The sequence below is a fragment of the Mycobacteriales bacterium genome, assembly GCA_036497565.1.
In the GTDB taxonomy this organism is placed as follows: domain Bacteria; phylum Actinomycetota; class Actinomycetes; order Mycobacteriales; family QHCD01; genus DASXJE01.
In genome coordinates, this window is record DASXJE010000285.1 from 1 (window position 1) to 3,196 (window position 3,196).

The 3,196-nt window shown below is 72.5% G+C and carries 3 protein-coding genes; all 3 read left to right on the plus strand.

What is annotated here, in order from left to right:
• Window positions 1-218 (plus strand): NUDIX hydrolase (locus tag VGH85_22070; GenBank protein ID HEY2176505.1); only part of this gene is annotated, 218 nt, incomplete at its 5' end.
• Between the two features lie 12 nt (window positions 219-230).
• A complete protein-coding gene (locus tag VGH85_22075; protein HEY2176506.1) occupies window positions 231-2,693 on the plus strand; it encodes a hypothetical protein in 2,463 nt (820 codons plus the stop codon).
• A partial coding sequence (locus tag VGH85_22080) for a lipid II flippase MurJ (protein HEY2176507.1) occupies window positions 2,690-3,196 on the plus strand: 507 nt, incomplete at its 3' end. The genes VGH85_22075 and VGH85_22080, both read left to right, overlap by 4 nt.

Consider the following 3,196-nt stretch of genomic DNA (forward strand, 5'->3'; position numbering starts at 1 on the left):
CCGAGCTGCCGTCCCGGCTGGCCTACGCCGACGAACGCAAGCTCGCCGAAGTGGCCGACGAGCTGATCGACAAGCTGCAGAGCGACGGCCCGGCCGCGCTTCCACCGCTGCCACCCAGCACGCCGCGGCGACGGCCGCAAACCCACTCGCGCACCCGTATCCGCCGGGCCGACGAGCCGGTTCGAGGCCGGAAAAACGGTCGCGGTCCCGGGTCGTAACCGCCGACAACGATGCAGAGCTATTCGAGGTGGGGACAACGCCCGTGGGTGGGGATCAACAGCGGTTCGACGGCACCGCGATTCTGGCGGGGCGCCCTGGCGCGGCTGCTGACGGTCGTCGGCATCCTGGCCGGCCTGAGCGTCAGTGTCATGCCGGCGGCGACCGCGGGTGAGCCGGGCGCCACGCCGTTCGTCCAGGTCCGCATCGACCAGGTCACTCCGCAGGTCGTTACCACCACCAGCGAGCCGGTGGTGACCGTCGCCGGGACTCTGACCAACATCGGCGACCGCCCGGTCCACGACGTGATGATCCGCCTGGAGCACGCGCCTGCGGTGCCCGCGTCGACGGGACTGCGCACCGACCTCGACGGCGACACCGATCAGTATCAGACCGCGATGGACTTCGCGACGGTGTCTCCCGTGCTGCAGCGTGGCCAGAAGGCGAAGTTCTCGTTGTCGGCCCCGATGCGGTCGGTGACCAGCCATTCGCTGGACGTCGCAGCGCCCGGCGTTTACCCGCTGCTGGTCAACGTCAACGGCACACCCGACTACGGCGCACCGGCCCGGCTGGACAACGCCCGCTTCCTGTTGCCCGTGCTGGGCGTGCCGCCCGACCCGTTGAACACCGCCGGCGGCGCCGCGGGTGCGCTGGACACCGTGGTCGTGCCCGACACCTCCAAACCCGTTCCGGTCACCATGCTGTGGCCGCTGGCCGACCGGCCCCGGCTGGCGCCCGGCGTTCCGGGCGGCACAATTCCGGTCCGCCTGACGGACGACGACCTGGCCACGTCGCTGGCCGCCGGCGGCCGGCTGGACGTGCTGCTGTCCGCCGCCGAATTCGCCACCAGCCACGACGTCGACCCGGACGGCGCAGTCGGGCGCTCGGTATGCCTGGCCGTCGACCCGGATCTGCTGGTCACCGTGAACGCGATGACGGCCGGCTATGTGGTTTCCGACGGAGTCCCCGGTTCACCCGCCGGACGCGCGCAGGAGCCGGGCACCCCGACGCATCCCGGGACCGGGCAGGCCGCGGCGACCACCTGGCTGAACCGGCTGCGCGGGCTGGCGCACCGGACCTGCATCGCGCCGCTGCCCTACGCGCAAGCCGACCTGGACGCCGTCCAGCGGATCGGGGACCCCGGCCTCAGCGCGGCCGCGACCGGCGCTGCCGGCGACATCGTCGACCAGATCCTGGGAGTCGTCGCGGTCCGCGGCGCCACCTTGATCCCCGACGGCGCACTGACCCGACGCGGCGTCGACCTGCTCAGCGCCAACGGCAATACCGTGGTGGTCGCACCCGCGGACCCCGCTGCCGGCGACTCCAGCGCCCCGCTGCCGACCACCCCGGACACCGCACCACGACGGCTGTCGCCGCAAGTGGTGATCGCGCCGTTCGACCCCGCCATCGGCGCCGCGTTCGCAGCCGCCGGCGCCGATCCGGTGGCGCCCGGCTACCTGAGCTCCGCCTTGCTGGTCCGGCTTCGGCACGACTCCGACGTCGCGCGGCGTCAGGACGCGCTGGGCGCGATGCTGTGGCGGGCGCTGCAGCCGAAAATCAACCCGCGCGGCCAGGTTCTACTGCCGCCGACCAACTGGAACCTGCGGCCCGAGGATGCGGGCGCGATCATGACCACGCTGGCGACGGCGATCCGGTCCGGCCTGGCGGTGCCACGCCCGCTTCCGGCGCTGATCGCGGAGGCGTCGGCCGTACCGCCGGCCAACGGGACGCCGCAACCGGATGCCGATGCCGGTGGACGGGGCCGGTTCAGCGACGCCGTCGTCGGCAAGATCTCCGGTGAAATGGCCCGGCTGGCCGGCCTGACCTCGGCCCTGACCGCCGACGCGCGGAGCGGTCTTTCCGGCGCCAGTTACACCGCGCCGTTACGCGAGGACATGCTGCGCGCGGTCAGCCAGGCCGACCGGCCCGACACCCGTAACGGGCTCGCTCAGCAGCGCCTCGACGTGCTCGGTCACGCGCTCGACGACCTGTTCGGCGCGGTCACCATCGTCACCCCGGCCGGGTCGTACACGCTGGCCACCGAACACAGCCCGTTGCCGCTGGCCCTGCACAACGGGCTGGCGGTGCCGATCCGGGTGCGGCTGCACCTCGACGTGCCGCCCGGGATGACGGTGACCGATCCGGGCGAGATCGAGTTGCCGCCGGGATACCTGCCGATGCGGGTACCGATCGAGGTCAACTTCACCCAGCGCGTCGCGATCGATGTCGCACTGCACACTCCGGACGGTGTGCCGCTGGGTGAGCCGGTGCGGCTCTCGGTGCATTCCAACGCCTACGGCAAGGTGCTGTTCGCGATCACGATGAGCGCGGCCGCCGTGCTGGTGGCGCTGGCGGGACGGCGGCTGTGGCACCGCTTCCGCGGACAGCCCGACCGCGCCGACCTGGACCGGCCGGACCCGCCGGACGCCGAGCATCCAGACGCCGAACATTCGGTCGACGAAGAGCTGGACGCATGAGCCACGCCCTGCCCCCGCGCAGCGTCCGGCACCATCCCGGGCCGCCGACCGGGCCGCTGCCGCCGACCGGCCATGTGCCGGCACAGAGCACCTCGCCACAGCCCCGACCGGAGCTCTCCGACGCGGCGCTGGTGTCCCGGTCGTGGGGCATGGCGCTGGCGACCCTGGTCAGTCGCGTCACGGGTTTTGCCCGGATCGTGCTGTTGGCCGCTCTCCTGGGTGCGGCGCTGTCCAGCGCGTTCACGGTGGCCAACCAACTGCCGAACTTGGTCGCCGCGCTGGTGCTGGAGGCGACGTTCACCGCGATCTTCGTGCCGGTGCTCGCCCGCGCCGAGCAGGATGACGCCGACGGCGGTGCGGCCTTCGTGCGCCGCCTGGTGACGCTGGCCACCACCTTGCTGCTGGGCACAACACTGTTGTCGGTGGCGGCAGCGCCCTTACTCGTGGAGCTGATGCTGGGCCGCAACCCGCAGGTGAACGCGCCGCTGACGGTCGCCTTCGCC